General features: G+C 71.9%; 28 protein-coding genes. 24 read left to right on the top strand and 4 right to left on the bottom strand.

The features are described from left to right. Positions 1-18 precede the first annotated feature (18 nt). The 4 genes from gmhB (at position 19) to gloA (ending at position 2,667) form a co-directional block, all read left to right on the top strand. Positions 19-564, top strand: coding sequence for a D-glycero-beta-D-manno-heptose 1,7-bisphosphate 7-phosphatase (gene gmhB / locus M6I34_RS07200; protein WP_272486627.1), 546 nt, complete (start codon positions 19-21; stop codon positions 562-564). Between the two features lie 13 nt (positions 565-577). Continuing rightward, positions 578-1,339 carry a lysophospholipid acyltransferase family protein gene (locus M6I34_RS07205; protein ID WP_272485014.1) on the top strand — a complete coding sequence of 254 codons (762 nt, stop codon included), beginning with the start codon at positions 578-580 and terminating at the stop codon, positions 1,337-1,339. Next, positions 1,339-2,205, top strand: a complete 867-nt coding sequence (locus M6I34_RS07210; protein WP_272485015.1) for a M48 family metallopeptidase — start codon at positions 1,339-1,341, stop codon at positions 2,203-2,205. The genes M6I34_RS07205 and M6I34_RS07210 overlap by 1 nt, the downstream gene beginning before the upstream one ends. Positions 2,206-2,268: 63 nt before the next feature. Then, positions 2,269-2,667 (top strand): lactoylglutathione lyase, encoded by a 399-nt coding sequence (gene gloA, locus M6I34_RS07215; protein ID WP_272485016.1) that lies wholly within the window; start codon positions 2,269-2,271, stop codon positions 2,665-2,667. Positions 2,668-2,682: 15 nt separating this feature from the next. Here the strand turns inward: gloA and rsmA are convergent, their stop codons facing one another. The 3 genes from rsmA to M6I34_RS07230 are packed head-to-tail and all read right to left on the bottom strand — an operon-like array spanning position 2,683 to position 7,251. Further along, positions 2,683-3,489 (bottom strand): 16S rRNA (adenine(1518)-N(6)/adenine(1519)-N(6))-dimethyltransferase RsmA, encoded by an 807-nt coding sequence (rsmA, locus tag M6I34_RS07220; RefSeq protein ID WP_272485017.1) that lies wholly within the window; start codon positions 3,487-3,489, stop codon positions 2,683-2,685. A gap of 1 nt (position 3,490) precedes the next feature. After that, on the bottom strand, positions 3,491-4,963 hold the full coding sequence (locus tag M6I34_RS07225; protein ID WP_272485018.1) for a peptidylprolyl isomerase: 1,473 nt from the start codon (positions 4,961-4,963) through the stop codon (positions 3,491-3,493). Beyond that, entirely contained in the window at positions 4,960-7,251 is a 2,292-nt protein-coding gene (locus M6I34_RS07230) for an LPS-assembly protein LptD (RefSeq protein WP_272485019.1), read from the bottom strand. Before M6I34_RS07230 ends, M6I34_RS07225 begins: the two co-directional genes overlap by 4 nt. A gap of 121 nt (positions 7,252-7,372) precedes the next feature. Here M6I34_RS07230 and M6I34_RS07235 point away from each other — a divergent pair, with 121 nt between their 5' ends. The 11 genes from M6I34_RS07235 (at position 7,373) to M6I34_RS07285 (ending at position 17,832) form a co-directional block, all read left to right on the top strand. Continuing rightward, positions 7,373-8,446, top strand: coding sequence for an aminoglycoside phosphotransferase family protein (locus M6I34_RS07235; protein WP_272485020.1), 1,074 nt, complete (start codon positions 7,373-7,375; stop codon positions 8,444-8,446). Between the two features lie 11 nt (positions 8,447-8,457). Further along, positions 8,458-9,138, top strand: coding sequence for an N-acetylmuramate alpha-1-phosphate uridylyltransferase MurU (murU, locus tag M6I34_RS07240; protein WP_272485021.1), 681 nt, complete (start codon positions 8,458-8,460; stop codon positions 9,136-9,138). Positions 9,139-9,152: 14 nt separating this feature from the next. Then, a complete protein-coding gene (locus M6I34_RS07245; protein WP_336254465.1) occupies positions 9,153-10,481 on the top strand; it encodes an aminopeptidase P N-terminal domain-containing protein in 1,329 nt (442 codons plus the stop codon). 48 nt (positions 10,482-10,529) lie between these two features. Then, positions 10,530-11,708, top strand: a complete 1,179-nt coding sequence (locus M6I34_RS07250) for an FAD-dependent monooxygenase (protein ID WP_272485023.1) — start codon at positions 10,530-10,532, stop codon at positions 11,706-11,708. Positions 11,709-11,877: 169 nt separating this feature from the next. After that, positions 11,878-12,978, top strand: coding sequence for a tRNA dihydrouridine synthase DusB (gene dusB, locus M6I34_RS07255; protein ID WP_272485024.1), 1,101 nt, complete (start codon positions 11,878-11,880; stop codon positions 12,976-12,978). Then, complete coding sequence (locus M6I34_RS07260) at positions 12,975-13,211, top strand: helix-turn-helix domain-containing protein (RefSeq protein WP_272485025.1); 237 nt, start codon at positions 12,975-12,977, stop codon at positions 13,209-13,211. The genes dusB and M6I34_RS07260 overlap by 4 nt, the downstream gene beginning before the upstream one ends. 20 nt (positions 13,212-13,231) lie before the next feature. Further along, the gene (gene purH / locus M6I34_RS07265; protein WP_272485026.1) at positions 13,232-14,860 is read left to right on the top strand and encodes a bifunctional phosphoribosylaminoimidazolecarboxamide formyltransferase/IMP cyclohydrolase; all 1,629 of its coding nucleotides are present in this window, start codon (positions 13,232-13,234) and stop codon (positions 14,858-14,860) included. Next, complete coding sequence (gene ruvC / locus M6I34_RS07270; RefSeq protein WP_272486628.1) at positions 14,860-15,411, top strand: crossover junction endodeoxyribonuclease RuvC; 552 nt, start codon at positions 14,860-14,862, stop codon at positions 15,409-15,411. Before purH ends, ruvC begins: the two co-directional genes overlap by 1 nt. Before the next feature lie 68 nt (positions 15,412-15,479). After that, positions 15,480-16,061, top strand: a complete 582-nt coding sequence (gene ruvA, locus M6I34_RS07275) for a Holliday junction branch migration protein RuvA (protein WP_272485027.1) — start codon at positions 15,480-15,482, stop codon at positions 16,059-16,061. Continuing rightward, on the top strand, positions 16,058-17,110 hold the full coding sequence (ruvB, locus tag M6I34_RS07280) for a Holliday junction branch migration DNA helicase RuvB (RefSeq protein WP_272485028.1): 1,053 nt from the start codon (positions 16,058-16,060) through the stop codon (positions 17,108-17,110). Before ruvA ends, ruvB begins: the two co-directional genes overlap by 4 nt. Beyond that, complete coding sequence (locus M6I34_RS07285; RefSeq protein ID WP_272485029.1) at positions 17,107-17,832, top strand: rhomboid family intramembrane serine protease; 726 nt, start codon at positions 17,107-17,109, stop codon at positions 17,830-17,832. Before ruvB ends, M6I34_RS07285 begins: the two co-directional genes overlap by 4 nt. On the opposite strand, the gene eda is transcribed toward M6I34_RS07285, so the two are convergent. Next, positions 17,792-18,502 (bottom strand): bifunctional 4-hydroxy-2-oxoglutarate aldolase/2-dehydro-3-deoxy-phosphogluconate aldolase, encoded by a 711-nt coding sequence (eda, locus tag M6I34_RS07290; protein WP_272485030.1) that lies wholly within the window; start codon positions 18,500-18,502, stop codon positions 17,792-17,794. The two genes, M6I34_RS07285 and eda, sit on opposite strands and share 41 nt — an antisense overlap. Positions 18,503-18,595: 93 nt before the next feature. Between eda and M6I34_RS07295 the strand changes: the two genes are divergently transcribed. From M6I34_RS07295 to queC, 9 genes are read left to right on the top strand one after another with little or no spacing between them, the layout of a single operon-like run. Continuing rightward, positions 18,596-19,525: a sugar kinase gene (locus tag M6I34_RS07295; RefSeq protein WP_272485031.1), complete on the top strand. Its 930-nt coding sequence runs from the start codon at positions 18,596-18,598 to the stop codon at positions 19,523-19,525. Between the two features lies 1 nt (position 19,526). Further along, positions 19,527-20,006 (top strand): tol-pal system-associated acyl-CoA thioesterase, encoded by a 480-nt coding sequence (ybgC, locus tag M6I34_RS07300; RefSeq protein WP_418953541.1) that lies wholly within the window; start codon positions 19,527-19,529, stop codon positions 20,004-20,006. After that, positions 20,003-20,674 (top strand): protein TolQ, encoded by a 672-nt coding sequence (tolQ, locus tag M6I34_RS07305; RefSeq protein WP_272485033.1) that lies wholly within the window; start codon positions 20,003-20,005, stop codon positions 20,672-20,674. The genes ybgC and tolQ overlap by 4 nt, the downstream gene beginning before the upstream one ends. Positions 20,675-20,677: 3 nt before the next feature. Then, the gene (locus tag M6I34_RS07310) at positions 20,678-21,121 is read left to right on the top strand and encodes a biopolymer transporter ExbD (RefSeq protein WP_272485034.1); all 444 of its coding nucleotides are present in this window, start codon (positions 20,678-20,680) and stop codon (positions 21,119-21,121) included. Positions 21,122-21,149: 28 nt separating this feature from the next. Next, positions 21,150-22,358, top strand: a complete 1,209-nt coding sequence (gene tolA / locus M6I34_RS07315) for a cell envelope integrity protein TolA (protein ID WP_272485035.1) — start codon at positions 21,150-21,152, stop codon at positions 22,356-22,358. 38 nt (positions 22,359-22,396) lie between these two features. Beyond that, positions 22,397-23,662: a Tol-Pal system beta propeller repeat protein TolB gene (gene tolB, locus M6I34_RS07320; RefSeq protein ID WP_272485036.1), complete on the top strand. Its 1,266-nt coding sequence runs from the start codon at positions 22,397-22,399 to the stop codon at positions 23,660-23,662. Between the two features lie 47 nt (positions 23,663-23,709). Next, a complete protein-coding gene (gene pal / locus M6I34_RS07325; RefSeq protein WP_272485037.1) occupies positions 23,710-24,270 on the top strand; it encodes a peptidoglycan-associated lipoprotein Pal in 561 nt (186 codons plus the stop codon). Beyond that, on the top strand, positions 24,270-25,049 hold the full coding sequence (gene ybgF / locus M6I34_RS07330; RefSeq protein ID WP_272485038.1) for a tol-pal system protein YbgF: 780 nt from the start codon (positions 24,270-24,272) through the stop codon (positions 25,047-25,049). The genes pal and ybgF overlap by 1 nt, the downstream gene beginning before the upstream one ends. Further along, positions 25,049-25,768, top strand: a complete 720-nt coding sequence (queC, locus tag M6I34_RS07335; RefSeq protein ID WP_272485039.1) for a 7-cyano-7-deazaguanine synthase QueC — start codon at positions 25,049-25,051, stop codon at positions 25,766-25,768. Before ybgF ends, queC begins: the two co-directional genes overlap by 1 nt. The last annotated feature ends 2 nt before the right edge of the window (positions 25,769-25,770 follow it).

A 25,770-nucleotide genomic window follows, 5' to 3' on the forward strand; every position in this document is an offset into this window, starting at 1 on the left:
AACGATCGCAAGGCCCCGGTGAGGCTGGTCATCCTCGATCGCGACGGCGTCATCAACCACGACAGCGACGCCTACATCAAGAATCCGGACGAGTGGCGCCCGCTGCCGGGCAGCATCGAGGCGATCGCCGCGCTCTGCAAGGCCGGCTACCGGGTCGCGGTGGCGACCAACCAGTCGGGCGTCGCGCGCGGACTGTTCGACCTGAAGGTGCTGGCCGCGATCCACGACAAGATGCACGCGCTCGTCGACAAGGCCGGCGGCCGGATCGACGCGATCTTCTTCTGCCCCCACGGCCCGAATTCGGGCTGCGAGTGCCGCAAGCCGAGGCCCGGCCTGTTCCGCGAGGCCCTCGAGCGCTTCGGCGCCCAGCCCGGCGAGACCTGGGCGATCGGCGACCAGCTTCGCGACCTGCAGGCGGCGCACGCGGCCGGCTGCCGGCCCATCCTCGTGCTGAGCGGCAAGGGACAGGCCACGATGCAGCGCGGCGACCTGCCGCCGGGCACGATCGTCCGGGCCGACCTCGCGGCGGTGGCCACCGAGATCGCGGCGCGGGGCGCCGGCTGACGAGCGGGCGGCGATGCAGGCGCTCCGCTCGGCGCTTTTCCTGCTGTTCCAGGTGGTCACGGTCGTGCCGTACGCGATCGGCTGCCTGCTGGTCGCGCCGCTGCCGCGCCGCCTGCGCTATCGCTACACGGTCGGCTGGCCGAGGATCGTGATCTGGGCGGCGCGCGTGCTGGTCGGGATCCGCTGGCAGGTGACCGGCGCATCGCGGCTTCCGGACGGCCCGGCCATCCTGCTCGCCAAGCACCAGTCCACCTGGGAGACGCTGTTCCTCGCGTCGTGGATGCCGCGCGAGCTCTGCTACGTGTTCAAGCGCGAGCTGCTCTACCTGCCGTTCTTCGGCTGGGGCATCGCGCTGCTCGACATGATCCACATCGATCGCCGCCGCGGCGCCGACGCCTTCGAGCAACTGGTCTCGCAAGGCACCCGCAAGCTCGCCGAAGGCCGCTGGATCATCGTGTTCCCCGAGGGCACGCGCACCCCTGCCGGTTCGCAGGGCCGCTACAAGACCGGCGGCGCGCGGCTCGCGGTCCGCACCGGCGCGCCGGTGGTGCCGATCGCGGTCAACTCGGGCGAGTGCTGGCCGCGCAGGGCCTTCGTGCTGCGCCCGGGCCTGATCACCGTGTCGATCGGCCCGACGATCCCGGTCGAGGGCCGCGGCGCCGATCAGGTGAACGCCGAGGCCGAAGGCTGGATAGAATCCGAGATGCGCAGGCTCAGCCCGCACCTCTACCAAGACCCGCAGCCCGACGCCACCGGCCCGAAGACGACCGCCTGATGCCGAAAGGAGACCGCGCCCTCGATTCGGGCCAGCTATCGCTGTTCGACGCGCTCGATTCGCTCGGCGGGCTCGACCTTTCGCTCCGGCCACCGACCGCGCACCCGGACGCGCCTCGCGCGGCGGGCCCGGGCGCGACGCAGGCCCCCGGGGCCGGCACGCGCCGCGTGATGCTGAAGGGTCATCCGGTCGCCTGGGAGCTGCGGCGCGCCCGGCGGCGCACGATCGGCTTCATGATCGACCACCGCGGCCTGCGCGTGAGCGCGCCGCGCTGGGTCACGCTCGCCGAGATCGAGCGCGCGCTCGCCGACAAGGCCGACTGGGTGCTGCGCAAGCTCGCCGAGTGGCGCGAGCACGCGGCGCGGCGCGAGCGGCTCGCCCCGCGCTGGGAAGACGGCGCGCCGATCCGCCTGCTCGGCCGCACGCTGACGATGCGGATCGACGCAGGCGCGGACCGCGTAGGCCTGGTCGGCGAGGAGCTTCGCGTCGGCCTGCCGGCAGGTGCCGGCGCCGAGCAGCTCAGGGACAGCGTGCAGGCCTGGCTGCAGCAGCACGCGAAGCTGGTGTTCGCGGAGCGCATCGCGGTGTTCGCCGAGCGCCTCGGCCGCGCGCCCAGCCGCTGGTCGCTGTCTTCGGCGCGCACGCGCTGGGGCAGCTGCTCGGCCGACGGCTCGGTCCGGCTGAACTGGCGGCTGGTCCACTTCCCGATGGACATCGTCGACTACGTGATCGCGCACGAGCTCGCGCACCTGCACGAGATGAACCACGGGCCGCGCTTCTGGTCCACGGTCGGCTCGCTGTTCCCCGAGTTCGAGCGCGCCCGCGAGTGGCTCAGGCAGATCCCCGACGAGCCCCGGCCGCTCTGAGCGCCGCGCCGCCGGCGCGATGCCCCCTTCGAACGAACCCGCATCCGCAACAGGAGATAGACGATGAGGATCCTTCACACGATGCTGCGCGTGGGCGACATGCAGCGCTCGATCGACTTCTACACGAAGGTGCTCGGCATGAACCTGCTGCGCACGACCGAGCGACCCGAACAGAAGTACTCGCTGGCCTTCGTCGCCTTCGGCAAGGGCAATGCCGAGGGCCAGGCCGAGATCGAGCTGACGCACAACCACGGCATCGATTCGTACGAGATGGGTGGCGCCTACGGCCACATCGCGATCGAGGTGCCCGACGCCTACGCGGCCTGCGAACGGATCAAGGCGGCGGGCGGCAACGTCACCCGCGAGGCCGGCCCGGTCAAGGGCGGATCGACGGTCATCGCCTTCGTGCAGGACCCTGACGGCTACAAGATCGAGCTGATCCAGGCCGGCACCCGGGGCTGACGGAACGGCGGCCGATCAGGCCGCCGCCAGCCGCGCCGCCAGCGTCCGCCAGGTCTCGACGTCGATTTCCTCGGCGCGGGCGGTCGGCTCGATGCCGGCCGGGTCGACGCCGCGCTGCGCCAGCCACGGCAGCAGCGTGCCGCGCAGCATCTTCCGGCGCTGCCCGAAGGCCACCGCGAGCAGCTGCTGCAGCGGCGCCGGGTCTTCGCCGACGCGGTCCCGCCGCACCGTCATCCGGACCACTGCCGAATCGACGCGCGGCGGCGGATCGAAGGCGCCGGGCGGCACGTCGAACAGGCTGTCGCAGTGATGGTAGGCCTGCATCAGCACCGACAGCCGGCCGTAGTCGGCCCCGCCCGGCGCCGCGACGATCCGGTCGACGACCTCCTTCTGCAGCATGAAGTGCTGGTCCTCGACGATCGCGCGGAAATCGAGCAGCCTGACCAGCAGCGGGCTCGAGATGTTGTAGGGCAGGTTGCCCACGATGCGAAGCCGCTGGCCGGCATCGGCCGCGCCTTGCGGCAAGGCGGCCGCGAAGTCGAAGGCCAGCGCGTCGGCCTCGTGCAGCACGAGCCTGTCGGGCGAATGGCGCCTGCGCAGGCGGGCAGCGAGGTCGCGGTCGATCTCTACCGCCTGGATCGCGTCGACGCGCTCGAGCAGCGCGTCGGTCAGCGCCGCGAGCCCGGGGCCGATCTCGACGATGTGCTGGCCGTCCTTGGGAGCGATCGCGTCGACGATCGCGCGCACGACGCCGGCGTCGGCCAGGAAGTGCTGTCCGAAGCGCTTGCGCGCCCGGTGGCCGGAGGCGGCGTGTCCCGGCAACTCAGTTTCCGTCGAGCTTGTACTCGACGTAGGTGCTGTCGCGCAACTGCCTCAGCCAGTCCTGGTAGCGCTCCTCGATGCGGCGCGCGCGAAGGATCTCGCGCACCCGCTGCCTGAGGCGCTCGGGAGAGGCCTCGTCGCTGCGCCGCTCGAGCACCTGGATCAGGTGGACGCCGAAGGGGGTGCGCACCGGCTCGCCGACCTGGCCCGGCGCGAGCGCGTTCATCGCCCGCTCGAACTCGGGAACCGTGTCGCCCGGATAGATCCAGCCGAGGTCGCCGCCGCGGCCCGCGCTGCCGTCGGCCGAATACTGGCGCGCCATTTCGGCGAAGTCCGCGGTGCCCGCCTGGACGCGCTCGCGGATCTCGCGCAGGCGCCTGAAGGCCTCGTCCTCGCTGATCACCTCGTTGGGGCGGATCAGGATGTGGCGCGCCCGGGTCTGGGTGACCGGCTCGGACTGCAGCGAACTGCCCCCGCTGTCTCGCCGTTCGACGAGCTGAAGCAGGTGAAAGCCCGCCGGGCTTCGAAGCAGTCCGGAGATCTCCCCCTCTTTCATCGGGGCGAGCGCCTGCGCGAACAGCTCGGGCAGCCTCTCGGGCTTGCGCCAGCCGAGCATGCCGCCGCTCAGCGCGTCGGGCGCGTCGGAGAAGGCGGCGGCCAGCCTCGCGAAGCTCTCGCCGCCTTCGAGCTGCTTGCGGATCTCCTCGCCTCGCAGCCGCTGCCGCTCGATCTGCTCGGGGCTCGCGCCCTCGGGCACCCGCAGCAGGATCTGCGCGACCCGGTACTCGGCGCTCCCGGGCTGGCTTTCCTGCGAGGCGAGATAGGCGTCGATGTCGGCCTCGCTGACCTGCACCTTCGAGTCGACCTCGCGCTCGCGCAGCCGGGCCCTCAGGATCTCGCCGCGGATGTCCTCGCGAAAGCGCGCGAAACTCTGCCCCTCGCGCTCGACGCGCTCGCGCAGCTGCGCCACGCTCAGCTTGTTCTCCTGTGCGATGCCCGCGATCGCCCGGTCGAGCTGCTGCTCGTCGACGCGGATGCCGTAGTCGCGCGCGAGCTGCAGCTGCGCCCGGTCGACGATCATCCGCTCGAGCAGCTGGCGAAGCAGCACGTCGCGCGGCGGCAGCTCGGTGCCCTGGCGCCGAAGCTGGGCCGAGACCAGCTCGGCGCGCCGTTCGAGCTCGCGCAGCGTGATGACGTCGTCGTTGACCACCGCGACGACCCGGTCGAGCTCGCGGATCCCGCCCGCCCCGCCATTGCCGGGTGCGGGCGATGCCTGCCCGGCCGCGCCAGGGGAAGACGTGGCCGCCGGGGAAGGCGCCGCCGGCGATTGCGAAGCCGCGCCGGGCAGGCGCAGGCCGGAGCCGCCCTCGGTCGGCGCGCGCAGCTGCGCGCTCGCCGCGGACGCGAGCATCGCGAAAGCGAGGGCCGCGATGACCGGGCGCAAGGCACCCGGCAGGGACAGGCGATGTTTCATTCGTATCCGAAGTAGCGCGAGGTCGCGCCCGGCGTCACGTCCGGCACGCGGAAACCGGGAATGTTCCGGCGCAGTATATCGAAGGGGTCGGAGCCGATCCTGCCCAGGCCCTTGAGCTCGAGCTGGAAGAAGAGCGCGGTGGTGGCCGTGTCCACGCCGGTCGTGTAGCGCTGCAGGACCACCCGGGAAATCCAGCAGCAGGCGTCGTACTCCACCCCCAGCACGCTCTCGACGATGCCGCGCTGGTTCGGGATGCGACTGACCGGGTCGACGCCGCGGTCGAGGAAGGAGTAGTTGAGCCGGCCCATCGACATCCATCGCCCCGACAGCGGCCAGCGCCAGGAGGTGTCGAACTGCCCGATCTCCTCGCGCCGATAGCGGGTGCCCACGTTGAGCACCTGCCCCTCCTTGGGCAGCCATCTCCAGACCGCGCTGAACCTGGGCACCCTCGAGCTCTCGACGCTGTACTGCAGGCCGGTGTCGAAGCTCATCCCCGGGGCCAGCTGACCGCCGGCGGCGAGCAGGATGTCCGAACGGCCGTCGGTCAGCGGCACGCCGCCGGGAAGGGTCACGCGCTGGTCCGAGAAATAGACGCGCTGGCCGACCGCGAAGCGCAGCCGCTCGGCGCCGGTCGCGGGCTCGACCAGCCTGGAAACGGCCGCCGCGGTCAGCTGGTTCACGTCGGCGATCCGGTCGTGGCCGACGAAGGTGTTCTCGGAGAACAGCTGCGCGAAGCTGAAATCGGTGGTCGCCGCATCGAACACCGGGAACTCGGTCTGGTCGCGGTACGGCGTGCGCGCGTAGAACAGCCGCGGCTCGAGCGTCTGCGTGACCTCGCGGTCGAAGAACCGGGTGCTTCGCTCGAAGACCAGCCCGGCATCGACCGAGAAGGTCGGCACGACGCGGGTCAGCGACGTGTCGAACACGCCGTTGCGATCGAGCTGGTACGCGCTCGCGTGCAGCGACACCTTCGGCACGATCGACCAGCCCGGCCTCACGATCGGCCAGCTCACCTGCGGGTTCGCGAAGAAGCGCCAGCCCTGCGCGCCGGTCGGCGTGGGCGCGGCGAACTGCGTGGCCTCGATCGTCGTGTCCACGTCGAATCCGGCGACGTCGCGCTTCACCTGTCGAAGCTGCACGCGGGGCACCCGCTCGTACGGGCCGGGCCTCGCGTCGAGGATGGGCTGCCACTTCTGCACGTCGAACAGCATCGACCAGTCGGCCCCGAGGCTGCGCGAGGCGAAGAAGTGCTGCGGCAGCACCCGGTCGGCGGAGGTCAGGATCGATCGCGAGTAGTCGACGAAATAGTTGTCGTCGGACACGCCGCGCACGTTCCAGCCGCCGCTCCAGCCGGCATAGCCCGAGAAGCCGTGGCGCAACCCGTAGTAATGCCGCGATTCGCCGGTGACCAGGTCGTTCGGGTTCACCTCGAAGTCGATCTGGCCGCTGTAGCGCCGCTCGAGGTACCTGAACTCTCCGCCGATCTGCGCGCCGCGCTTCGTGCTCAGGCGCGGATAGAGGGTGAAGTCGCGGTTCGGCGCGATGTTCCAGTAGTAGGGCGCCACGACGTCGAAGCCGGTGCGCGAATTGATCGACAGCGTCGGCGGCAGGAACCCGCTCTTGCGCTCGTCGCCCAGCGGGAAGGCGAACACCGGCAACGCGAGGATCTTCATGCCCATGAAGCTCAGACTCGCCGACCGGCCGGTGCCCTCGCCCTCGGCCTCGTCGAGGGTCAGCGTGCGGGCCTGCAGGATCCAGTCGGGATCGTCGGGCTCGCAGGTGGTGTAGCTGGCCCCGATGAAGCGGGTCCGGTCGGGCCCCAGGAATTCGATCAGGTCGGCGCGCCCGCGGCCCCGGTACTGCGGCAGGTAGTAGGCCGGCGACGCGAAGCTGCCCTCGTTCGTGTCGAGCTTCAGCCTGAGCTGCGGCCCCGCGAAGACGTTGCCGTCCCGGGTGATCCTCACGTTGCCGACCGCGAACACCTCCTCGTCGGCGTCGTACCAGGTGATCCGGTCGGCGCGCAGCACGGTGCCGGCCTGCCGGAGCTCGGCATCGCCCTCGATCGTGGTGTCGCGGCCGGTGCGGCCGGTCAGGCGCTCGCCGCTGCCGTAGACCGGGCGGCCCTCGCGGACCGCGGCGCGCGATTCGTCGAGCCGGCTCTCGAACTGCAGGCGCAAGGGCCGATCGGCAGCGCCGGCCCCGGCGGCTTGCGCGTGCGAAGCGGGCGGAATCGCGACGACGAAAGCGCCCGCCAGGCCGGCCGCGCCGAGCAGGCGGGCCGACGGCATGCGGCGTTTTCGGGGGGCAGGCTTCTGTCGGCGACCCATTCGGAAGGAAGGCGCCTGACGGAGTACGGCGCGCGACCCCGCCGCGGTGCAGGCAGCGGGTCGTCTTATTATACGGATCACGATGAATTCCCGAGCCGCCTCCACCTCTGCCGAAACCGGGCAGGACGCCCGCCTCGACCTGCTGCGCGAGTGGCTCGCCGGCATGGCCGGCCGCCGCGACCTCGCACTGGACTCGATCCGGCCCGCGTCGAACGATGCGAGCTTTCGCCGCTACTTCCGCGTCGATGCCGGCGCCGGCAGCCTGATCGCGATGGACGCGCCGCCGCCCCAGGAAGACTGCCGGCCCTTCGTGCACGCCGCGCGCGTGTTCGGAGAGGCCGGCCTGCGCGTGCCGGCGGTGCTCGAGGCCGACCTCGAGCGCGGCTTCCTGCTGCTCGAGGACTTCGGCGGCGAAACGCTGCTCGACCGGCTGCAGGGCCCGACCGCACCCGACGAAGCGCAGATCGACAGGCTCTATCGCGGCGCCACGGGTGCGCTGCTCGACATGCAGGCGGCCAGCCGGCCCGGCGTCTTTCCGGACTACGACCGCGCGCTGCTCGAGCGCGAGCTGATGCTGTACCCCGACTGGTACCTCGCCCGGCACCGGGAGGCGACGCTGTCCGACTCCGACCGGAACACGCTGCGCGCCGCCTTCGATGCGCTGCTCGCCAACAACCTGGCGCAGCCGCGCGTCTACGTGCACCGCGACTACCACTCGCGCAACCTGATGGTCCTTCCCGGCGACGAGGCGGCCACGCCCGGCATCCTCGACTTCCAGGACGCGGTGTACGGGCCGGTCACCTACGACCTGGTCTCGCTGCTGCGCGACGCCTACGTGGCCTGGCCCGAGGAGCGGCAGCTCGACTGGGCGGTCCGCTGGTGGGAGAGCGCGCGCAAGCGCGGCCTGCCGGTGCCCGGCGACTTCGGCGGTTTCTGGCGCGACCTCGAGTGGATGGGCCTGCAGCGGCACCTGAAGGTGCTCGGCATCTTCGCGCGCCTGCACCATCGCGACGGCAAGGACCGCTACCTGGCCGACATGCCGCGCGTGCTGGCCGCGGCGATCGAGGTGGCGGGCCGCTACGACGCCTTCGGCCCGCTGGCGCGCCTGATCGACCGGGTCGAGAACCGCGCGCTTCGCGCCGGCTACACCTTCTGAGACCCGCCGCGATGCGCGCGATGATCCTTGCCGCCGGCCGCGGCGAGCGGATGCGCCCGCTCACCGACGACTGCCCGAAGCCGCTGCTGCGGGCCGGCGGCAAGCCGCTGATCGTGTGGCACCTCGAAGCGCTCGCCGCGGCCGGCTTTCGCGAGGTCGTCGTCAACCACGCCCACCTGGGCGCGATGATCGAACAGGCGCTCGGCGACGGCGCCCGCTGGGGCCTGCGGATCGCCTGGTCGCCCGAGAGCCCGGCGCTCGAGACGGCCGGCGGCATCGCCCGGGCCCTGCCGCTGCTCGGCAAGGACCCGTTCCTGGTGATCAACGGCGACGTCTTCTGCGACTTCCCGCTGCGGCGCGCGCGCACGATCGCCGCGCAGATGCACGCGGCGGGCCTGCTCGCCTGGTGCGTGCTGGTGCCGAACCCGCCCCAGCACCCGGAAGGCGACTTCGCGCTGGCCGACGGCCTGCTCGACGCGGGCCGCAAGGGGCTGACCTTCTCGGGCATCGGCGTGTACGACCCGGCCCTCTTCCGGGGGCTCGATCCGGACGCGCCGGCCAGGCTGGCGCCGCTGCTGCGCGAGGCCGCGGGCCGGCGCCGCGTCGGCGCCGAACTGCACGAAGGCCGGTGGATCGACGTGGGCACGCCGCAGCGGCTCGCCGCGCTCGATGCACAATTGCGTCCTCGATGACGCAGGAGCCCCCGATGCAGCCTCACGCTTCCCGACGTTCCAGGCTCGCGGCCGCGATGCGAGCGCAGGGCGGCGGCGTGGCCGTGCTCTTCACCGCGCCGGAGAAGACCCGCAACCGCGACGCGCACTTCCCCTACCGCTGGGACAGCCACTTCTACTGGCTGACCGGCTTTCCCGAGCCCGAGGCCGTGGTGGTCGTCGTCGCCGACGCGGACCGCGAGGAATCGATCCTGTTCTGCCGGGACAAGCACGAGGAGCGCGAGATCTGGGACGGCTGGCGGCACGGCCCGGACCTGGCGCGCGAGCGCTTCGGCTTCGATCGCAGCTTCACGATCGACAAGCTCGACGAGGAGATGCCGAAGCTGCTGGCCGACCGGCCCGCGATCTGGCACGCGATGGGCAGCGACGCCGGGCTCGACGCGCGGCTGCGCGGTTGGCTCGACGCGGTGCGCGCGCAGGCCCGCGCCGGCGTGACCGCGCCCGGACGCGCCTTCGATGTGCTGCACGTGCTCGACGAGATGCGGCTGGTCAAGGACGGGCACGAGCTCGACCTGATGCGGCGCGCGGCGAAGATCTCGGCGGCCGCCCACGTGCGCGCGATGCGCGCGGCGCGACCCGGTCGCCGCGAGTACGAGATCGAGGCCGAACTGCTGCACGAGTTCCGCGCCGCGGGCTCGCAGTACCCGGCCTACGGCTCGATCGTCGCGGCAGGCCGCAACGCCTGCGTGCTGCACTACGTTTCGAACGACGCGCTGATGGCCGACGGCGACCTGCTGCTGATCGACGCCGGCTGCGAGCTCGACGGCTACGCCTCCGACATCACCCGCACCTTCCCGGTCAACGGACGCTTCAGCGGCCCTCAGCGCACCCTCTACGACATCGTGCTCGCGGCCCAGCAGGCGGCGATAAGCGCCACGAGGCCGGGCGCGCGCTTCACCGACCCGCACGACGCCGCGGTGCGGGTGCTCGCGCAGGGCATGGTCGACTGCGGGCTGGTCGAAGGCAGCGTCGACGCCGCGATCGAGTCCGGCGCCTACCGCCGCTTCTACATGCACCGCACCGGCCACTGGCTCGGCATGGACGTCCACGACTGCGGCGACTACCGCGAGCCCGGCGAGCCCGCCGGCGAGGGCGGCAGGCCCTGGCGCGTGCTGCGCCCCGGCATGGTGCTCACCGTCGAGCCCGGCATCTACGTGCGGGCGGCCGACGACGTGCCCCAGGCCTTCCACGACATCGGCATCCGCATCGAGGACGACGCAGTGGTCACCGAGGGCGGCTGCGAGATCATCACCGGCGACGTGCCCAAGGCGGCCGGCGAGATCGAAGCGCTGATGCGGAGCTGATCGAACGATGGCGCGCGCTGCCCGATCCCTGCGACGACGAGCGCTGGCGTGGCGATCGGCGATGGTGCGGCGATCGGCGGCGGCGAGGCGATGACCGGCAGCGCGCCGATCCGCATCGTCGGCGGCGGCCCGGTGTCGCTGCTGCTGCGCGGCCTGCTCGTTCGCCAGGGCTTCGCATCCGCCGAGCTCGCCTGCGACCCGGTTCCGGAGACCCTGCCGCCCTGGCTCGCGCAGCGTGCGATCGCACTGTCGCTCGGCAGCTGGCAGCTGCTGACCCGGATCGCGCATCCGCCGCCGTCCGCCCCGATCACCACCGTCGAGGTCACGCTGCGAGGCGCGGCCGGTCGCACCCGGCTCACCGCCGAAGAGCTGAGCGCCCCCGCGCTCGGCCACGTCGTCCGCTACGAAGCCCTTCATCGCGCGCTGCGCGAGGGCCTGGACCGAATCGCCCCTCCCACCCCCTCCGTCCCGTCGGCTCCGTCCACCCCTTCTCCCTTCCCCCTTCCCCCTTCACTTCCCGAACCCCTTCCCCCTTCCCCTCCCTCGATCACCGTGATCGCCGACGGCAACCCCGGCGAGGACGGCCGCTCGCGCGACTTCGACCAGGCGGCGCTGCTGGCCACGGTCAGGGTCTCGCGCCCGCAGGAGGGCGTGGCCTTCGAGCGCTTCACCGACGAGGGACCGCTCGCCCTGCTGCCGCTTCCCGAGTCCGGCCTGTGGTCGCTGGTCTGGTGCGCCCCGACCGCGGTGTCGATGAAGCGACTGGCAATGCCCGCGCCGGCGCTCGCGGCCCTGCTCCGGGAGCGCTTCGGCCCGTCGCTCGGCGAGCTCGACCTTGCCGACGCGCCGCAGCTCGCGCCGCTTCATCGCAGGCTGCGCGCGAAGGTCGCCGGCGACACCGAGGTCGCGATCGGCAACGCGGCGCAGGCGCTGCACCCGGTCGCCGGGCAGGGCATGAATCTCGGCTTTCGAGACGCCTTCGCGCTCGCGCAGCGGCTCGGCGACGCGCGTGCGCGCGGCGAGCCGCCGGCGGCCGCGCTGCGCGGCTTCGCCGGCGCGCGGCGCGCCGACCGCTTCGCCACGGTTGCGGTGACCGACGCGCTCGCCACGATCTTCACCGCGCCGCTGCTGCATCCGCTCGAGTCGGTCGCGCTCGGCGCGCTGGACCTCGCCGGTCCGGCGCGCCGGACCCTCGCGCGCGCCTTCATGTTCGGCCTTCGCGCCTGAGCCGGGAGGCTCGGGCGGGCCCGGCGCCCGATCGTCCGCCGCGGGCCGGGCGCGCTCGCGCTCATATTGCGATGCACAGTTTTTAGGCAGCGCGATATGGCGTTAGAATCGCCGTCCCGCCGGCCTTCGCGCCCGTCCCCGTCCACCCCGCCGACAGATGCCCTCAGCGATGCGAATCGGTCCCTTCGCCCTGCGCAACAACGTCTTCGTTGCGCCGATGGCAGGCGTGACCGACCGGCCCTACCGTCAGCTTTGCAAGCGGCTCGGCGCGGGCTACGCGGTCTCCGAGATGGCGGCGTCGAACCCGCGGCTGTGGGCCAGCGTCAAGACCTCGCGGCGCATCGACCACGCGGGCGAGATGGAGCCGAAGGCGGTGCAACTCGCCGGCGCCGACCCCGCGATGATGGCCGAGGCCGCGCGCTTCAACGTCGATCGCGGCGCGCAGATCATCGACATCAACATGGGCTGCCCGGTCAAGAAGGTCTGCAACGCCTGGTCGGGCTCGGCGCTGATGGCCGACGAGCCGCTCGCGCGAGCGATCGTCGAGGCGGTGGCTTCGGCGGTCGGCGTGCCGGTCACCGTCAAGATGCGCACCGGCCCCACGCCCGGCTCGCGCAACGCGGTCGCGCTCGCGCGGGACTTCGAACGGGCCGGCGCGGCGATGATCACGGTGCACGGCCGCACGCGCGCCTGCGGATACGGCGGCCACGCGGAGTACGACACGATCGCCGCGGTCAAGGCCGCGGTGTCGGTGCCGGTGGTCGCCAACGGCGACATCGACAGCCCGGCAAAGGCACGCGAGGTGCTGCGGCTGACAGGCGCCGACGCGGTGATGATCGGGCGCGCCGCGCAGGGCCGGCCCTGGATCTTCCGCGAGGTCGCGCATTTCCTCGAGACGGGCACCCTGCTCGCGCCGCCCGGCCCCGCCGAGCTGCGCGCGATGCTGCGCGAGCACCTGCTCGATCACTACGCCTTCCACGGCGAGTTCACCGGCGTGCGCACCGCCCGCAAGCACGTGGGCTGGTACCTGCGCGCTTTCGAGCGCGACAGCGCGCCCGGGCGCGACGACGCGGCCGCGCCGGGCCAGGACGCCGGCGCGCTGCGCGATTTCCTCGATCGCTTCAACCGGCTCGAAGAGCCGGCGCGCCAGCTCGACGCGATCGACGCCTACCTCGACGAAACCGCGCCGGCCCGCGCGAAGGCCGCCCGCCGCATCGCCGACTGCGACGCGGCCAACGACAAGCAGTTCCGCTGGAGCCACCTGGCATGAGCAGGCAACCGAGTCTCGACGAAGCCGTATCGAAGAGCCTGGAGCGCTATTTCCGCGACCTCGAAGGCACGCCCCCGAACGCGATCTACCAGATGGTCATCCAGGCGGTCGAGCGCCCGATGCTCGAGGTCGTGATGCGCGAGGCGCAGGGCAACCAGCTTCGCGCGAGCGAGATGCTCGGCATCAACCGGAACACGCTGCGCAAGAAGCTGCAGATGCACGGAATGCTCTGAACGCAAACCCTCGAGAATCCATGACCCAGACCGACACCTCCGACAAGACGGCATCGACGATCCCGGTCCGCCGCGCGCTGATCAGCGTTTCCGACAAGACCGGCGTCGTCGAGCTCGCGCGCGCGCTCGCCTCGCTGGGCGTGGCCATCCTCTCGACCGGCGGCACCGCGAAGCTGCTGGCCGACAGCGGCGTCGCGGTCACCGAGGTCTCCGCGCACACCGGCTTTCCCGAGATGCTCGACGGCCGCGTCAAGACGCTGCACCCGAAGATCCACGGCGGCCTGCTCGCGCGGCGCGACGCGGACTCGCACATGGCGGCGATCGCCGAGCACGGCATCCCGACGATCGACCTGCTGGTGGTGAACCTCTATCCGTTCGAGGCCACCGTCGCGAAGCCCGACTGCACGCTCGAGGACGCGATCGAGAACATCGACATCGGCGGCCCGGCCATGGTCCGCTCGGGCGCCAAGAACTGGCGCGGCGTCGGCGTGCTGACATCGGCCTCGCAGTACGAGGCGGCGCTGGCCGAGATCCGCGACACCGGCGGCCTGTCCGACGCCACCCGCTTCGCGCTGGCGGTGGCCGCCTTCAACGCGATCTCCAACTACGACGGCGCGATCAGCGACTGGCTGTCGTCGCTGAACCCGGACGGCACGCGAAGCGCCTTCCCCGCGCAGAGCAACGGCCGCTTCGTCAAGCTGCAGGACCTGCGCTACGGCGAGAACCCCCACCAGGCCGCCGCGTTCTACCGCGACCTTCACCCCGCCCCGGGTTCGCTGGTCACCGCGAGCCAGTTGCAGGGCAAGGAGCTGTCGTACAACAACATCGCCGATGCCGACGCTGCCTGGGAGTGCGTGAAGAGCTTCGACGCGCCCGCCTGCGTGATCGTCAAGCATGCCAACCCCTGCGGCGTGGCCGTGGGCAAGGACTCGGCCGACGCCTACGCGCGGGCCTTCCGCACCGATCCCACTTCCGCCTTCGGCGGCATCATCGCGTTCAACCGGCCGGTCGACGGCGAGGCCGCGCGCGCGGTCTCGAAGCAGTTCGTCGAGGTGCTGCTGGCGCCCGCCTACACCGACGAGGCCCGGCAGGTGCTGTCGGCCAAGGCCAACGCGCGCGTGCTCGAGATCCCGCTCGACGGCGTGAAGCCCGACGGCGCGACAGACTGGGAGCGCGGCCGCAACTCGCACGACGTCAAGCGGATCGGCTCGGGCCTGCTGATCCAGACCGCCGACAACCGCGAGGTCGGCGCCGGCGAGCTGAAGGTCGTCACGAAGAAGGCGCCCTCGCAGGCCCAGCTCGCCGACCTGCTGTTCGCGTGGCGGGTCGCCAAGTACGTGAAGTCCAACGCGATCGTGTTCTGCGGCGACGGCGCCACGCTGGGCGTCGGCGCCGGCCAGATGAGCCGCATCGACTCGGCGCGCATCGCGTCGATCAAGGCGCAGAACGCCGGCCTCACGCTGGCCGGCTCGGTGGTCGCGTCCGACGCGTTCTTCCCGTTCCGCGACGGCCTCGACGTGGTCGTCGACGCGGGCGCGGTCGCGGTGATCCAGCCCGGCGGCTCGGTTCGCGACGACGAGGTCATCGCGGCCGCCGACGAGCGCGGCATCGCGATGGTGCTCACCGGCGTGCGGCACTTCCGGCATTGATCCGCATCCTCGGCATCGACCCCGGGCTGCGCGTCACCGGCTTCGGGGTCGTCGACGCCGACGGGCCGCGGCTTCGCTACGTCGCCAGCGGCGTGATCCGCATCGGCGGCGGCGCGCTGCCGCCGCGTCTCAAGACCGTCCACGACGGGCTGGCCGAGGTGATCCGCGAGTACCGGCCGCAGGTCGCGGCGGTCGAGATCGTCTTCGTAAACGCCAATCCGCAGTCGACGCTGCTGCTAGGCCAGGCGCGGGGGGCGGCGATCACCACCGCGGTCGTCCACGAGCTGCCGGTCAGCGAGTACACCGCGATGCAGGTCAAGCAGGCGGTGGCCGGCTACGGTCGCGCGGCCAAGGCGCAGGTCCAGGCGATGGTGCAGCGCCTGCTCGCGTTGCCCGGGCTGCCGTCCACCGACGCGGCCGACGCGCTGGCCTGCGCGATCTGCCACGCGAACGCGGCAACGATGACCGCGGCGGCGGCCGCGCAGATGGCGCCGGTGCCGCGCGGCCGGTCCGGGCGCGGCCTGAGGATGCGCGCGGGGCGGCTGCGCTGATCCCGCCTGCGCCGGGCCCGTCCGCCGTCGCCCGGCGCGGCGCCTCCGGCTTCGGCTAAACTGCATCGATGATCGGTCGCCTGTCCGGAATCCTGCTCGAGAAGAACCCGCCGATGGTGCTGGTCGACGCCGGCGGCGTCGGCTACGAGGTCGACGTGCCGATGAGCACCTTCTACGACCTGCCGGCCGTCGGCCAGAAGGTCGTGCTGCTGGTCCAGCAGGTGGTGCGCGAGGACGCCCACCTGCTCTACGGCTTCCTCACCGCCGGCGAACGCGACGCCTTCCGCGAGCTGATCAAGGTGGCCGGCGTCGGCCCGCGCACCGCGCTGGCGGTTCTCTCGGGCATGTCGGTCGGCGACCTCGCCCGCGCGGTGGCCGCCCAGGAGAGCGCACGGCTGGTCAAGGTGCCCGGCATCGGCAAGAAGACCGCCGAGCGGCTGCTGCTCGAGCTCAAGGGCAGGCTCGCGCCCGAACTGCCCGGGGCGGCGGGCCGGGGCCCGGTCGACGAGGCCGGCGCCGACGTGCTGCGCGCGCTGCTCGCGCTCGGCTACTCCGAGCGCGAGGCGACGGCGGCGGTCAAGCAACTGCCCGCCGACGTCGCGGTGTCCGAGGGCATCCGGCAGGCGCTGCGCAACCTGGCCAAGCCATGATCGAGCACGACCGGCTGATCGCGCCGTCGGCGGCCACGCCCGCCGAAGAGGCGGTCGAGCGCGCGCTGCGCCCCAAGCGGCTCGCCGACTACGTGGGGCAGCCGCGCATCCGCGAGCAGCTCGAGATCTTCATCGGCGCCGCGCGCGCGCGCGCCGAGGCGCTCGACCACGTCCTGCTGTTCGGCCCCCCGGGCCTGGGCAAGACCACGCTCGCGCACATCATCGCCGCGGAAATGGGCGTGGGCCTGCGCCAGACCTCGGGCCCGGTGCTGGAGAAGCCCGGCGACCTGGCCGCGCTGCTCACGAACCTCGAGAAGAACGACGTGCTCTTCATCGACGAGATCCACCGGCTGAGCCCGGTCGTCGAGGAGATCCTGTACCCGGCTCTCGAGGACTACCAGATCGACATCATGATCGGCGAGGGCCCGGCCGCCCGCTCGATCAAGCTCGACCTGCAGCCCTTCACGCTGGTCGGCGCCACCACGCGCGCCGGCATGCTCACGAACCCGCTGCGCGACCGCTTCGGCATCATCGCGCGGCTCGAGTTCTACGAAGTGGCCGACCTCGCGCTGATCGTCGCCCGTTCCGCCCAGCTGCTCGGCGCGCAGGTCACCGACGACGGCGCGCTCGAGATCGCCAGGCGCTCGCGCGGCACGCCGCGGATCGCCAACCGGCTGCTTCGCCGGGTGCGCGACTACGCCGAGGTGAAGGCCCGGGGCCTGATCGACGCGAAGGTCGCGGATGCGGCGCTTTCCATGCTCGAGGTCGACGCCGCCGGCTTCGACCTGATGGACCGCAAGCTGCTCGAGGCGATCGTCCACCGCTTCGGCGGCGGGCCGGTCGGCCTCGACAACCTCGCCGCGGCGATCGGCGAGGAGCGCGACACGATCGAGGACGTGCTCGAGCCCTACCTGATCCAGCAGGGCTACCTGCAGCGCACGCCGCGCGGCCGCGTCGCCAGCGCCGCCGCCTGGCGCCACCTTGGGCTGGCCGCGCCCGGGCGCGCCGAACCCGGGCTCTGGGCCGACGACGCGCCGCAGGCCGGATGATCGATCCGTTTCTCCACCGGCTCAGGCAGGCCACGCCGCACGCCCGGGTCACCGGCACGCTGATCGCGCTGAACCTGCTGGTCTGGCTGGCGAACCTCGCCGACGGCCTGAACCCGGTGCTGCCCGACGCTCGCGAGCTGCTCGCCTGGGGCGGAAACCTGCTGCCGCTGACGCAACGCGAGCCCTGGCGGCTGGTCAGCGCGATGTTCCTGCACGCGGGCATCATCCACCTGGCCTTCAACATGTGGGCCCTGTGGAACGTCGGCAGCATCTCCGAGCGCTTCTACGGCAACACGCAATTCGCGCTGATCTACCTGCTCTCCGGCCTGTTCGGCTCGCTGGCCAGCCTGTTCTTCGCGGCGCGCACCGCCGTGTCGGTCGGCGCGTCGGGCGCGATCTTCGGGATCACCGGCGCGCTGCTGGCGGCCATCCTGCTCAAGCGCGACAAGCTGCCGGGGCCGCTGGTGGCCTCGATGCGCTCGTCGCTGTTCATGTTCGTCGGCTACTCGCTGTTCCTCGGCTTCACGTCGGGGGTCGTCGACAACGCGGCGCACGTGGGCGGGCTGGTCTCGGGCTTCCTGCTCGCCTGGATCATGGCCGAGAAGTTCGACTGGGCCGAGTACCGGCGGCACGCGGTCTCGCGCGCGCTGCTGGCGGTGGGCGCGGCGCTGGCCGCCGCCTTCACCCTCTGGCAGCTGCTGCCCGCGCGGCCAGCGCTGTGATCCGGGCCCAGTCCCGGGCGGACAGCGCATCGGCCGGCGTCAGCCAAGAACCGCCCACCGCGAACACGTTCGGAAGCGCCAGGTACTGGGCCAGGTTGTCCTGCGTGACGCCGCCGGTCGGGCAGAAGCGCAGGTCGGGGAAAGGGCCGGCAAGCGCCTTGAGCATCGGCACGCCCCCCGCCACCGAAGCCGGGAAGAGCTTCAGCTCCCGATGGCCCCGATTGGCGGCGGCCATCGCCTCCGACGGGGTCATCACGCCCGGGACGAACGCGATGCCCTCGTCGCGGGCGGCCTCGGAGAGTTCGGGCGCCCAGCCAGGCGACAGCGCGAAGCGCGCGCCGGCCTCGCGCACCGCCCGCATCTCGGCGGGCCGGGTCACCGTGCCGGCGCCGACCAGCGCCCCGGGCACTTCCGCCGCGATCCGCCGGATCGACTCCAGTCCGGCGGGCGTTCGCAGCGTGACCTCCAGGGCGTTCACCCCGCCGGCCAGCAGCGCGCGCGCCAGCGGCACCGCGTCGTCGGCGTCCGCCACGACGATGACCGGAATCACCGGGCAAGCAAGCAGGCCGGCCAGCGAAGCGTTCGCGCCGACAGGATCGGCGGGGCGCGACGACCGAGCCGAATCGGCTGGCGACGGGACGGGATCGGGGCGAACTTCGGGACGATTCATGGCGGACTCCGGAGCCGGCCTCGCGCGCCCGACGGGGGCCGCGCCGAAACCGGCACAATAGAAAGATTCGCGCCCGCAACCTTACCGGAACCCATGGCCGACATCGTCGCAATCGGCGAACCGCTCTTCGAGTTCAACCAGCTTCCCGGACAGAGCCTGTACCGCCAGGGTTTCGGCGGAGATACCTCGAACTTCGCGATCGCCGCGGCCCGCGCGGGCGCCTCCGTCGCCTACCTGACCCGGCTGGGCGACGAGGCCTTCGGGCGGCAGTTCCTCGAGCTCTGGGACCGCGAAGGCGTCGATCGGTCGGCGGTCACGCTCGATCCCGACGCGCCCACCGGCATCTACTTCGTCAGCCACGGCCCGGCCGGCCACGAGTTCACCTACCGGCGCGCCGGCTCGGCGGCCAGCCGCATGCGCTTCACCGACGCCTTCGCCGAGCGCATCGCCGGCGCGAAGTGGCTGCACCTTTCCGGCATCACGCAGGCGATCGGGCCCGAGGCCTGCGACGCCGCCTTCGCCGCGCTCGCGCACGCCAGGGCGAGCGGGGTCCGCGTCAGCTACGACCTGAATTTCCGTCCCCGGCTCTGGCCGGCCGCTCGCGCGGCCGCTATCGCGCAGGCCACGATCGCGGCCTGCGACCTGTTCCTGCCGTCGATCGACGAAGCCGCGATGCTGTTCGGCATCGAGGATCCGGCCCGGCTGATCGCGTTCGCGCACGGCCTCGGCGCGCGAATGGTGGCGGTCAAGCTCGGGGCGCGCGGCGCGCTGGTCTCCGACGGCGGCACTGTCCACGAGGTGCCCGCCTTCGCCGTCGAGCCGGTCGATGCGACCGGCGCAGGCGACTGCTTCGGCGGCGTCACGGTGGCCCGCCTCCTCGCGGGCGATTCGCTGCCCGAAGCGGCGCGGGCCGGCTGCGCGGCCGCCGCCCTGTCGACGACCGGCTACGGCGCGATCGATCCGCTGCCCGGTCGCGAGCGGATTCGCGAGGCGCTCGGAATTCCGCCCGGCGCCGATTGGTAGAATCCGCCCCGTGACTGCCGCTGCCAACGCCTCGAGGGCCGCCCCCGACTTCACGCTGCGGGTGCGCGTCTACTACGAGGACACCGACGCCGGGGGCATCGTCTACCACGCGAACTGGCTGCGCTGGTTCGAGCGCGCGCGCACCGACTGGCTGCGCGCGCTCGGCGTCGAGCATTCCAGGATGCTCGCCGAGACCGGTGTCGGCTTCGTCGTGCGCGACATGTCCATCGATTACCGCCGTCCCGCCCGCCTCGACGAGGAACTGCTCGTCGACGTCAGGCTGGTCGATGCCAGGCGTGCCAGCTGGACGCTCGCGCAGCATGCCAGGCGCCCCGGCGAGACCGAGATGCTGGTAGGCGCCACGCTGCGGATCGCGGCGGTGCACCTGGCCAGCGGCCGGCCCACGGCCATTCCCCGAGACCTCGCCGAACGCGCGCTGGCGCGCGGCGCCCGACCCAACCTCCTGCCGAACGACGAATGAACGCCGAACTCTCGATCCTGTCGCTGGTCATGCAGGCCAGCCTGCTGGTCCAACTGGTGATGGCCGGCCTGGTGACGATCTCGATCGGCTCCTGGACGATCATCTTCCGCAAGTCGTTCACGATCCGCGCCGCCCGCCGGGCGACCGACTCGTTCGAGGACGACTTCTGGAGCGACCGCGACCTCGGGTCGCTTTACCAGCAGGTGCGGCACGACTCGGCCGATCGCGGCGCCATGGCGAGGATCTTCGAGGCCGGCATGAGCGAGTTCCTGAAGACGCGCCAGCAGAAGCCCGGCGACGTGCAGGCGATGCTCGACGGCTCGCGCCGGGCGATGCGGGCGACCTTCCAGCGCGAGATGGACGCGCTCGAATCGAGCCTCGCCTTCCTGGCCTCGGCCGGCTCGGTCAGCCCCTACATCGGCCTGTTCGGCACGGTCTGGGGGATCATGAACTCGTTCCGCGGCCTGGCGAACGTGCAGCAGGCCACGCTGGCGGCAGTCGCCCCCGGCATCGCCGAGGCGCTGGTGGCCACCGCGATCGGCCTGTTCGCGGCGATCCCTGCGGTGGTCGCCTACAACCGGTTCGCTCACGACCTCGACCGGCTGTCGAGCCGCTTCGACAGCTTCATCGAGGAGTTCTCGAACATCCTGCAACGACAGGCCAAGTAAGCCATGCCCGCCCTCGCTTCCCGTTCGCGCGGCGGCCGCAACCGCCGGATGGTCAACGACATCAACGTCGTGCCCTACATCGACGTGATGCTGGTGCTGCTGGTGATCTTCATGGTCACCGCGCCGCTGGTGCCGCCCGGGGCGATCGACCTGCCGCGCGCCGGTCGAAGCGCGGCCAAGACCGACAAGTACATCGAGGTGCAGGTCTTCGCGGACGGCACGATGCGCGTGCGCACCGGCAACACCGGCGACCCGTCCGAGCGACAGGTGGCGCGCGCCGATCTCGAGTCCTCGGTGCGGGCGCTGCTCGCGGAGCACGGCGAGGCGATGCCGGTCGTCATCAGCGGCGACCGGGCGGTCCGCTACGAGCGGGTGATCGAGGTCCTCGGCGACCTGCAACGGATGAACATCGCGCGGGTCGCGCTGATGGTCAAGCCGGGCAACTGACGCGGTTCGCGCAGCGTCGCAGTCGTCCATGAGATTCGGCAACAAGCTCGTCCGCCCTCGCCCCCCTGCCAGGCGCAAGCCGCCGACCGCTCGCGGCCGGCTGCGGGCATTCGCGCTGGCGCTGGCGATGCACGGGCTGCTGTTCGCCATGCTCTTCGTCGGCATCCGCTGGCAGACGCAGTCGCCGCCGGCAGTCTCGGCCGAATTGTGGGTGCCCCCGCCGCCTCAGCAGGTCGCCAAGGTAGAGCCCAAGCCGGTTCCCGAGCCCAAGCTGGTGCCCCAGCCCACGCCGCCCGAGCCCACGCCACCGCCCCCGCCACCGCCTCCGCCGCCCCCGCCGCCGGTCAAGGCGCCCGAGGCGCCGGATCCGGAGATCGCGCTCGAGAAGAAGCGCGAGGAAGAGCGCAAGCGCGAGCAGGAGCGACTCGCCGAGGAGGCGCGCCTGGCCGAGCAGAAGCGCCTGGCCGAGCAGAAGCGCCTGGAGGAAGAGAAGCGCCTGGCCGAGGAGAAGGCGAAGCGCGACGCCGAGGAAAAGGCGAAGCGGGAAGCCGAGGCGAAAGCGAAACGCGAGGCCGAGGAGAAGGCGAAACGGGAAGCCGAAGCCAAGGCGAAGCGCGAGGCCGAGGAAAAGGCAAAGCGGGAAGCCGAGGCGAAAGCGAAGCGCGAGGCCGAGGAGAAGGCGAAGCGCGAGGCCGAAGCCAAGGCGAAACGCGAAGCCGAAGCGAAGGCGAAGCGCGAGGCCGAAGCCAAGGCGAAGCGCGAAGCCGAGGAGAAGGCGAAGCGCGAGGCCGAAGCCAAGGCGAAGCGCGAAGCCGAGGAGAAGGCGAAACGCGAGGCCGCCGCCGAGAAGCGCCGGCAGGAGTACCTGGACAGCCTGATGGCCAAGGCCGGCGGCACCGAAGGCAGCGCCTCGGGCACGGCGGGCTCCGGCGCGGCGGCCGGCGGCGGAGGCGGCACCGACTCCGGCTACGTGGCGCGATTGTCGTCGATGCTGCGCTCGAACACGACCTACCAGGTCCCGCCCGACCTGCAAGGCAACCCGAAGGCGGTGTTCGTCGTGACGGTGGGCGCCGACTGCACGATCACCTCGGTCAAGCTGAAGCGCTCGAGCGGCGTGCCGGCCTGGGATGCCGCCGCGCAGCGCGGCATCGAGCGCACCAGTCCGCTGCCGAAGCAGGCCGACGGCAGCTGCCCGAAGGAGCTCGAGATTTCCCGCGGCCCACGCGACGATCGCTGACCGTATAGAATCCTGATTCGCCCTTCACGAGGAGTTCCATGAGGCATCTCGTCCTCGCGCTGCTTGGCGCACTGCTGCTTCCGTTCGCCGCATCGGCCCAGATGCGGATCGACGTTTCCGGGGTCGGCGCGACGCAGTACCCGATCGCGATCGCCCGCTTCGCCACCGACGGCAGGGTTCCGCAAGACGTGTCCGAGGTCGTGCGCGGCGACCTGCAGCGCAGCGGCGCGTTCCGCATCATCGAGCAGGCCGCCGCGATGTCCGACACCGCGCAGATCGACTTCGTCGACATGCGCCGGCGCGGCGCCGACGCGGTGCTCACCGGCTCGGTCGCGCGGCTGGCCGACGGCCGCTACGACATCCGCTACCGGCTCAGCGACGCCGTGCGCCAGACCACGCTGGGCGGCGAATCGCTGGTCGTGGCCGAGGCCGACCTGCGCTACGGCGCGCACCGTATCGCCGACTGGGTCTACGAGAAGCTCACCGGCGAGAAGGGCATCTTCTCCACGCGGATCGCGTTCGTGTCGAAGCAGGGCAGCCGCTACAAGCTGAGCATCGCCGACTGGGACGGCGAGAACGTGGTCACGCCGCTGAACTCGCCCGAGCCGATCATCTCGCCGAGCTGGTCCCGCGACGGTTCCCGGCTCGCCTACGTGTCCTTCGAGAGCAAGAAGCCGGTCGTCTACGTGCACACGCTGGCCACCGGGCAGCGCAAGGCGGTCGCCAACTTCAAGGGCAGCAACAGCGCGCCGGCCTGGTCGCCCGACGGCCGCACGCTGGCGGTCGCGCTCACGATCGACGGCCTGTCGCAGATCTACCTGATCCCGTCCGACGGCAGCGCGCCGCCCAAGCGCCTGACCACGTCCACCAGCATCGACACCGAGCCGGTGTTCACGCCCGACGGCAGCGCGCTCTACTTCACCTCCGACCGCGGCGGTTCGCCGCAGATATACCGCATGCCTGTCAGCGGAGGCGATGCCTCGCGCGTTACCTTCAGCGCGACCTACAACGTCAGCCCTCGGATCAGCCCCGACGGCCGCTCGCTCGCCTACGTGTCGCGGCGCGACGGGAAGTTCCTCGTCGTGGTCCGCGACCTGGCGTCCGGCGCCGAAAGGGTGCTTTCCGAAGGCGGCCGCGAGGAGTCGCCGAGCTTCGCCCCCAACGGCAGATGGATCATGTACGCAACGCAGGCTGGCGGCCGGGACTCGCTGGTCGCGGCCAGTGTCGACGGCCGCGTGCGCCAGCGCCTGACGTCGAATGCCGGCGACATCCGCGAGCCGACCTGGGGTCCGTTCTCGAACTGAATGCGGCCGATCCGCCCACCCGATCACCACCGAACACCGAGGAAAAGATGAACGCCACGACCAAGCTCCTTATCGCCGGCCTGACCGCCGCGCTCCTGTCCGCCTGCAGCTCGGGCGTCAAGCTCGAGGACACCGCCCAGGGAGCGGCGCCGGTCGAGAGCCGCACCGGAGATGCCGGCCAGGCCGGCACCGGAGCCGACGCCTCGGGCGCCGGCTCGCGCGGCGTGCAGCAGGTCACCCTCGGGGACAAGGACCCGCTGAACGATCCGGCCAGCCCGCTGTCCCGTCGCAGCATCTACTTCGACTTCGACAGCTTCGCGATCCGCGACGAATACCGCGGCACCATCGACGCGCACGCCCGCTACCTCACGTCGAACCAGGGCCGTCGGGTGCTGATCCAGGGCAACACCGACGAGCGCGGCAGCCGCGAGTACAACCTGGCGCTGGGCCAGAAGCGGGCCGAGGCCGTGCGACGGGCCCTCGCGGTTCTGGGGGTCTCCGAAGGCCAGATGGAAGCGGTGAGCCTGGGTGAGGAGCGCCCGCGCGCCACCGGCTCCGACGAAGCCTCGTGGGCCGAGAACCGCCGCGCCGACCTGGTGTACCAGTGATGAGGGCGGCCCTGGCCCAAGGCGCGCTGGCGCTGGCGTTGATCGCCGGCGCCTCGCCGGCGCACGCGCTGTTCGGCGACGACGAGGCCCGCAAGGCGATCCTCGACCTGCGCGGCCGCGTCCAGCAGTACCAGGAGACGACCGACCAGCGGCTCGCCAAGATCGAGGCCCAGCTCGCCGACCTGGTGAGCCGCCTGTCCAACGCGCAGCTCGACAACCAGTCGCAGGCCGACCAGCTCAGGCAGGAGATCAGCAAGCTGCGCGGCCAGATCGAGGTGCAGGCGCACGAGCTCGCGGTCACGCAGCGCCAGCTGCGCGAGCAGCTCGCCACCGTCGACAACCGGATCCGCCGCTTCGAGCCGGTCGAGGTCGAGATCGACGGCCGCAAGGCCACGGTCGACCAGACCGAGCGGAAGGCCTTCGAGGCCGCGCTCGCGCTGTTCCGCGCCGGCGACTTCAAGTCGGCGCTGGTCGCGTTCAACCAGTTCCAGGGCCAGTATCCCGACAGCGCCTACTCGCCAGCCGTCCATTTCTGGATCGGCAGCAGCCAGTTCGCGCTGAAGGACTACAAGGGGGCGATCGCCAGCCACGAGGCGCTGGTCTCCAAGTTCCCGCAGAACCCGCGGGTGCCCGACGCGCTGCTGAACATCGGCTATGCGCAGGCCGAGAGCGGCGACCGCGCGGGCGCCCGCAAGACGCTGCAGTCGCTGATCGACAGGCACCCGCAGAGCCCGGCCGCCCAGCTGGCCCGCGACCGGATCGCCACGCTGGGGCGCTGATGGAAGCCTCCCGGACGAGCGGCGCTGCGCGCGCGGTCGTGCTGCTGTCCGGCGGGCTGGACTCCGCGACCGTGCTGGCGATCGCCCGCTCGCGCGGCTTCGAGTGCTACGCGCTGTCGGTCGACTACGGCCAGCGGCACCGGGCCGAGCTCGACGCCGCCGTCCGCGTGGCCGGCATGCTCGGCGCAACGCGCCACGTGATCGCCGAGGTCGACCTGTCCCGCTTCGGTGGCTCGGCCCTAACCGACGCCTCGATCCCGGTGCCCGAGGCCGACGCGCCCGCACCGTCCGGCCCGACCGCGTCGATCCCGGTCACCTACGTGCCGGCCCGCAACACGATCATGCTGTCGATCGCGCTGGGCTGGGCCGAGGTGCTCGGCGCCGACGACATCTTCTTCGGCGCCAACGCGGTCGACTACTCCGGCTACCCGGACTGCAGGCCCGAATACGTCGAGGCCTTCGAGCGCATGGCCAACCTGGCCACCAAGTCCGCGGTCGAGGGCCGCGCGCTGCACGTGCACGCGCCGATCATCCGGTTGTCCAAGGCCGAGATCATCCGGCAGGGCGCGCTGCTCGGCGTGGATTTCTCGCAGACGGTCAGCTGCTACCAGGCCGACCATGCCGGCCGGGCCTGCGGACGCTGCGATTCCTGCCGGATCCGACGCGAGGGTTTCGCGGCGGCCGGCCTTCCCGACCCCACCCGTTACCAGCCGGGCTGAGA

Origin of the sequence: Zeimonas sediminis, from assembly GCF_023721795.1 — a bacterium.
GTDB classification, from domain to species: Bacteria; Pseudomonadota; Gammaproteobacteria; order Burkholderiales; family Burkholderiaceae_E; genus Zeimonas; species Zeimonas sediminis.